7 protein-coding genes are annotated in these 7,218 nt (G+C 46.9%); all 7 read left to right on the top strand.

The window, feature by feature from the left end:
• Positions 1-68 precede the first annotated feature (68 nt).
• Positions 69-734, top strand: a complete 666-nt coding sequence (locus tag QMD03_08510) for an MBL fold metallo-hydrolase (GenBank protein MDI6777258.1) — start codon at positions 69-71, stop codon at positions 732-734.
• Between the two features lie 206 nt (positions 735-940).
• Positions 941-1,801 (top strand): enoyl-CoA hydratase/isomerase family protein, encoded by an 861-nt coding sequence (locus QMD03_08505; protein ID MDI6777257.1) that lies wholly within the window; start codon positions 941-943, stop codon positions 1,799-1,801.
• 41 nt (positions 1,802-1,842) lie between these two features.
• Positions 1,843-2,628 carry an acyl-CoA dehydratase activase gene (locus tag QMD03_08500; GenBank protein MDI6777256.1) on the top strand — a complete coding sequence of 262 codons (786 nt, stop codon included), beginning with the start codon at positions 1,843-1,845 and terminating at the stop codon, positions 2,626-2,628.
• 61 nt (positions 2,629-2,689) lie between these two features.
• On the top strand, positions 2,690-3,481 hold the full coding sequence (locus QMD03_08495) for an enoyl-CoA hydratase (GenBank protein ID MDI6777255.1): 792 nt from the start codon (positions 2,690-2,692) through the stop codon (positions 3,479-3,481).
• 17 nt (positions 3,482-3,498) lie between these two features.
• The gene (locus QMD03_08490) at positions 3,499-4,635 is read left to right on the top strand and encodes an acyl-CoA dehydrogenase family protein (GenBank protein ID MDI6777254.1); all 1,137 of its coding nucleotides are present in this window, start codon (positions 3,499-3,501) and stop codon (positions 4,633-4,635) included.
• Positions 4,636-4,960: 325 nt separating this feature from the next.
• On the top strand, positions 4,961-6,112 hold the full coding sequence (locus QMD03_08485; protein MDI6777253.1) for an acyl-CoA dehydrogenase family protein: 1,152 nt from the start codon (positions 4,961-4,963) through the stop codon (positions 6,110-6,112).
• A 21-nt stretch (positions 6,113-6,133) separates the two neighbouring features.
• Positions 6,134-7,218 (top strand): acyl-CoA dehydrogenase family protein (locus QMD03_08480; protein ID MDI6777252.1); only part of this gene is annotated, 1,085 nt, incomplete at its 3' end.

The raw sequence follows: 7,218 nt of genomic DNA, 5'->3' as shown, positions 1-7,218 counted from the left end.
CTTATCTATACAGAATAGCTAAACTATTTTTTGGCAACTGTTAAAGATCAGTTAGCGGTATTTATATAATGGGAAAAGATAATATTGCCATCTCGCTGCTTAATGTTTATTCAACGGTTATTGTAAAAGTTGGATCACAAACAATTCTCTTCGATCCCGTAGAGGTTGATCCTGATCGTTTTAGTGACCTCAGTTTAATTATCGTAACCCATGAGCATGTTGATCATTTCGACAAAAAGTTAGTTACAGAGATACAAAGAAAGACGGAGGCAAAGATTCTCACGACTCCTTTTATCGCAAAACGGTTATGTACTCCTGGTAATTCTGTAATATCAATGGAGATAGGGGATTCTTTTAGAATAAAAAGAGACCTCTGTATATACGCTGAATATTCCAAACATGTCGCCAATCAACCTTTAGTATTTTTTATCCAGTCTTCACTGGCGACGATTTTTCACCCAAATGACAGTGAATATTTTCCGGAAATGGAAACATTAAGAGAGAAATATCATCCTTTAATAATGATTTTTCTTGGCACTTCAATGCAGAACTTATTGAATATCAGCGCTATCATCAAGCCAGAGGTTATTATTTCTTATGCGTACCCATTTATCGGCTCATTTAATTTACCAGGCACCGAAATAGTGGGCACCGAAATAGTGACGTTAAAGCAGTTTGCATGGTATTACTATCCCCCAAACGCGGGAATTGATGGACTGATACAAAAGCATTGAACTGAAAAGGATGTTGATGTAATAAGGCTTGTGGAAAAAGTTGACCGGCTTGGCATAAGGGGAACTTATGCAACCGGGATTGAATAACCAGTCGTTATTACAATAGAACAAGCGGTATCTTAATTGACGAGGAAAGGAGGAAAAGCAAATCTTTGGCGCTTGCGAGAGAAAATTTAAATTTAATTTAAGGAAAGGGGTCATATTGTATGAGCTATAAATTTGTTACCTATGAAACAGAAAAGGAAATAGCTGAAATAACCTTAAATAAACCAGACAAGTTAAACGTCATGGATTTTCCCGGTGATGGCGGCATCTATGACGATTTCATGTCGGCTTTAGATCAGGCAAATGATGATGATAACATCAAAGTTGTTATTATCAAGGGAGCGGGACGTGCATTTTGTGCCGGTCATGATTTGTCCCGTATTTACAAGGTATATGAAGAGCAGGACAAGGATCCTGGGAAACGCCGTCCCAGCCAGAGGGCCAGGTTAAAAATTGACAGGAAGTGGCTCGAAGGACACCAAAAACTTCTGCTTTTGCCGAAGATCACCATCGCCCAGGTCCATGGGAATTGTATCGGAGAAGGCTCTGTAATTTCAGAGATGTGTGATATTACCATCGTTGCTGATGATGCCAAGATCAGTCATGCAGAGCAGAGACTTGGTTTTGCAGGCAGCGGCCTGAATCTGATACCGCTCTATCAGACGGTTGGGTATAAGAAGGCCCGCTGGATGCTTCTTACCGGCGATTCCATCAACGGCATTGAAGCGGAGAGGATTGGCTGGGCAACGAAGTCCGTACCGTATGAAAAGTTGGAGGAAGAGGTTAATGCCATGGCCCGGCGGCTGGCATTGCTGCCCATTGACGGAATCGCCATTGGCAAGGTGGCTAATCACTATGTTTGTGACATCTTAGGGTTTAATGCGGGACTTGTTAAGGGTTATTTATCCCATACCCTTTTTACCAATCTAAGGTGGGAAGAGGGCGAGTATAATTTTGTTAAAAAGAGAAAAGAAGAGGGGGTAAGAGAAGGTATCCATAAACGTGACGAGCGTTATCTGTGAGGAAGTGATGAGAGCCGGAAAGAGAGAAATTAGGAGAGAAAATGACCTTCACCGCAGGTGTTGACGTCGGGTCCCTTTGTACAAAGGTAGTTATCTTAAACAGCGAAAAAAAAATAAAGTCTTATGCCATTTTGCGAAGTGGCGCTGTCTATAGAGGAGCGGCTGAAGCAGCCCTGGATGAGGCTTTAAACAGGGCCGGTTTAGATGCTAAGGAACTCAGTTACATCGTGTCCACCGGTTATGGGCGGTCAAGGGTGTCTTATGCTAATAACGAAATCACAGAGATCAGCTGCCACGCCCGGGGAGCAAATTTCACCTCAGCCGAGATAAGGACAGTTATAGACATAGGAGGCCAGGACAGTAAGGTCATTCAGTTAAACGAAAAAGGACAGGCCGTAAGGTTTGTCATGAACGATAAATGTGCTGCGGGAACAGGTCGTTTCCTCGAAGTAATGGCGGGGGCATTGGAAGTTGATCTTGATGAAATGAGCGAGCTCTCGTTTCAGGCCAGAGAAGATATTGAAGTTAGCAGTATGTGTACTGTCTTTGCGGAGTCGGAAGTCATTTCTTTATTCGCCGGTGGTTATACCAAACCGGAAATAGCGGGCGCCATATATCGCTCTATTGCCCGCAGGGTTACGGGATTGGTGGGACAGTTGGGTTTAAAGGAAAGGGTAGCCATGACGGGAGGAGTGGCAAAGAGTAAGGGTATGGTGCGCGCCCTGGAAGAAAAATTGGGATTAACCTTACTCATTCCTCCTGAACCGCAGATTATTGGCGCCCTGGGGGCAGCTCTTTTTGCCTACGACAAAGCGCCGATAAATTGACATAATAGCGAATAATTAGAGGCTCTGAAAATGGGAGTCTCCTCATAGGGAGGATAATGAAATGGAAGAAGAGAGTATTCTATTGAAAAAAGAGGGGAATATCGCCACGATAACCCTTAATCGTCCGGAGAGACTCAACGCATTAGATTGGCCTGCCCAGTGGCTATTCGGGCAGAAACTCGATGAGGTGGCAGGGGATGATGAGATAAGAGTGCTGATAATTACCGGCGGGGAAAGGGCCTTTTGTGCGGGCGGCGATGTAAGCGCTCAAAGGGGCAGAATAGGAATGAAGCCTTCGGAGAGAAGGGCGGGTATGAAAAGACTTCTGAAGAACCCCCTGAAGATCAGGAGGATGTCTGTACCGGTCATTGCCATGGTAAACGGTGTTGCCGTGGGAGCGGGGTGTAATCTGGCCCTGGCCTGCGATATTATTATCGCTTCGGAAAAGGCAAGGTTCGGTCAGGCCTTTGTTAAGGTGGGCCTCGTACAGGATTACGGGGGAAGCTACCTGCTCTCCCGACAGGTAGGCACAAAAAAGGCGTGTGAACTCGTCTTTACCGGCGACCTCATAGACGCACATGAGGCATTACGTATCGGGATGGTAAATAAGGTAGTCCCGGAAGGAGAATTGGAAAGCGCCACCAGGGAAATGGCGATGAAGATAGCAAACAAAGCGCCTCTTGCCGTGAGTATTGCGAAACGTTCCATTTATGATGGCTTTGATAATTTTGATCTGGAGACTGCTCTGGAGTACGAGATTTATACCCAGGGATTTTGCTCTGACACGGAAGACCATAGAGAAGGGACAACAGCTTTTCTCGAAAAGAGAGAGCCGGAATTCAAGGGAATGTAGAGTCTTGGAGGAACATAATGGATTTTGAGTTGAGTGAAGAACACAAGATATTTCAGAGGACAGCCGCACAATTTGCCCAGAAGGAGATTGCCCCCTTAGGAGAAGAATATGATGAGAAAGAGGAATATCCAAAGTGGCTTTTCCGAAGGGCGGGTGAGTTAGGTTTCTTGGGTATACCGTATCCAGAACAGTATGGAGGTACAGGCCCCGATACCATTGCCCTGTCCATATTTGCAGAGGAGGTAACGAAGGCAGATGCGGGAATTGCAATGGGTCTGGTTGTCCAGAATACGGTGGGTACCTCTCCGATATACAATTTTGGCTCAGAAGAGCTCAAACAGAGGTACCTGGTACCCGCTATCAGAGGTGAATTGGTCGGTTCCTTTGCCCTGACGGAACCCAACGTTGGTTCTGACGTATCTGCTGTGGAGATGAGCGCCAGGGAGGAAGGGGGAAGTTACATCCTCAATGGAGCGAAGACCTTTGCTTCCAGCGGCATGATGGCCGATTATGTAATTGTCGCGGCAAGGACAGAGAAAGGTAAGGGGCATCAGGGGATAACTATCTTTTTAGTTGACCCCCAATCCCCTGGCTTCACCCGGAAGGGGCTGAAAAAGTTAGGGATTCGCGCCCAGGATATCGCGGAGTTTACCTTTGAGGACTGCCATGTTCCGAAGGAGAATGTCCTCGGTGAGGTGGGAAATGGATTTTACCATCTCATGTCCACTGTTCAGAAGACTAGGATCGTGGTGGGGGCCTCAAGTGTCGGTTTGGCGAGAGCCGCCTTTGAAACCGCTTTAAGGTATGCAAAGGAGAGGCGTCAATTCGGTCAGCCGATAGGTAAATTTCAGGGTATTCAGTTCAAGCTGGCCGATATGGCCATGGAGATTGAACTGGCATCCCTCCTCGTCTATAAGGCGGCGTGGCTGAACGATAAGGGCGAGCAGTGTATTAAAGAGGCCTCGATGGCGAAACTTTATGCCTCGGAGATGGTAAACAGGGTTGCCTATCAGGCCCTCCAGATACACGGAGGATATGGTTACATGAGAGAATACCCTCTGGAGCGCTACTACAGGGATGCGAGAATAATGGAGATATTTGAAGGCACATCTGAGATACAAAGACTCATCATATCTCGACAGTTGGGTCTGTAGGCATGAAAAGTGTAAAGTTTGAAGTGAGCTAAAATGCCTAAAGTTGCAGGAAAATTAAAAACAAGAGCTTTGAAATTTGGATTCATCCGCGCTCAAAAATCTTTTTCGACCATGCACGTCTCGCTTCGCTGCAAAGGCAAAACTCGCGCTTGAGCGCTCAAACATTGCCTTTGCGGACGCTTCGCTGCGACGGCATGGTGCCCGAAAAACATTTGATTCGCTCTCCTGAATCCAAATTTCATTATTTTTCAAAGGTCTCAAAACTTTAGTCACTTCCAACTTTAGTTCACTTTAGGCACTTTTATTCGTAGAAAGGAGAAAGGAAATGAATTTCGGATTTACGGAGGAACAGAATATTTTGCGAAAGAGTGTAAAGGATTTTATGGAGAAGGAGTGCCCTACTGAATATGTAAGGGAACTCGATGAAAAGGAAGAGTACCCCTATGAACTCTACGGAAAGATGGCAAAATTAGGCTGGTTTGGTTTGCCTATCCCTGAAGAATACGGGGGAAGTGGATTGGGCGCCGTGGATCTCGTGATTGTCGGGGAAGAGATGTCGCGGTTTTCCTTTGAAATCGCTGCGGGCTTTGGTGTCAGTATCTTCTGTGGTTTGAGCATTCTCGAACATGGAAGTGAGGAACAGAAAAAGTTTTATATACCGAGAATGATAAAAAACGAAATTAGATTATCCATAGGAATTACGGAACCGAACGCAGGTTCGGATGCCGCTGCCCTTACCACCTCGGCAGTTCCGGATGGCAACGGCTGGGCAATAAACGGACAAAAAACCTTTCAGACAGCATCTGATGCTAAAAACAACATTATATGTCTCTATGTGAGAACGGACAAGGATGTACCCAAGCATAGAGGGATAAGCCTGATCCTCGTTCCCAACGATGCGCCGGGGGTTGAGATAAGGAGGATAAAGACCCTCGGGAGAAAGATGCTCCATACCAACGAGGTCTTCTTTGAAGATGTCCATGTCCCCAGGGAAAACCTGGTAGGTGAATTAAACGGTGGTTGGAAGATGCTCCTTTCCGGTCTCGCGCTAGAAAGACTGTACGTATGTTCAACATACATCGGAAGTGCCCAGACCGTTGTAGATCTGGCTTTGGAGCACGCAAAGCAGAGAGTGCAGTTCGGCAGACCTATCGGGACCTTTCAGGCTATCGGTCACATGCTGGCCGATATGCAGACTGAGGTTGATGCCGCCCGTCTTTTGGTATACAGGGCTGCCTGGATGTACGATCAGGGTATGCCCTGCATGAGAGAGGTAAGCATGGCTAAGCTTTACGGTTCTGAAGCATACGCCAGACTTTCAAATCAGGGGATGCAGATCATGGGTGGGTACGGATACTCCATGGAGTACGAGATGCAGCGGCATTTCAGGGATTCGAGGATCCTCACGGTGAGCGCCGGTTCTTCACAGATGCAGAGAACGGTTATTGCCCGGGGAATGGGTTTAAGAGTTGAGTAAATAAGAAGGAGGATGTTGAACGTGATTTTTTTTAATGAAGAACAGAAGATGATACAGGAGACGGTAAGGAGACTGACGAAGGAGAAGGTCGCCCCGAGGGCTGCTGAGATAGACGAAAAAGATGAATTCCCCTGGGATATTGCCAAAATATTTGGCGAACACGGACTTCTCAATCTGGTGCTTCCCGAGGAATACGGCGGGGTAAACGCCAACGCCACCACCCTCTGTACGGTTATGGAGGAGATATCAAAGGTGTCGCCGGCATGCGCCATAATGCTATTTACCACTTGGTCACCCATCAATGTCCTTATGAGAGGTGGGACTGAGGAACAGAAGAAGAGATTCTATCCCCGGTTTTCCTCTGCTGATAAAATGTGTGCTTTTGTGCTTACTGAACCCAATGCCGGCTCAGATGCGGCCTCAATCCAGACAAAGGCCATCTTAGAAGGGGATAGTTACATATTTAATGGAAACAAGATATTTATCACCACAGGAGAGGTGGCGGATTTTTATTTAACCTTTGTCAGGACCGGACTGGGGGAGAGGGCCAGGGGGGTAAGTGCTTTTATCGTAGAGAAAGGTACCCCGGGGTTTAGCTTCGGGAAGAAAGAAAAGAAGATGGGTTTACGGGGAAGCCCTCTGATGGAACTCATCTTTGAGGACGCAAGGGTACCGAAGGAAAACCTCGTCGGAAAAGTAGGGGAAGGCTGGAAGATACTGGTAGAGTATGGCAACCAGATGCGGCTCTGGGGCGCTGCTTCTATGTCTCTCGGGATTGCGGAAGGGGCCCTGGAGTATGCGCTTGGATATGCCAAAGAAAGGGTGCAATTTGGAAAACCCATTGCCAGTCTTCAGGCTATTCAGTTCATGTTTGCCGATATGGCGATGCTCACGGAAGCAGCCCGATCGCTGATTTACAGAACCTCTGCGATGATGGATAGAGGGGAACCTTCCAGTCAGATCGAACCTATGGTCTCCATGGCGAAATGCTTTACCACCGATGCGGCGATGAAGGTTACCACCGATGCCGTCCAGATATTGGGAGGGTATGGATACACGAAAGACTACCCTCTGGAACGTATGATGAGAGATGCGAAGGGGATACA

Source organism: Syntrophales bacterium (genome assembly GCA_030018935.1).
Taxonomy (GTDB): domain Bacteria; phylum Desulfobacterota; class Syntrophia; order Syntrophales; family CG2-30-49-12; genus CG2-30-49-12.
This window is presented reverse-complemented; position numbering and strand designations above follow the sequence as displayed.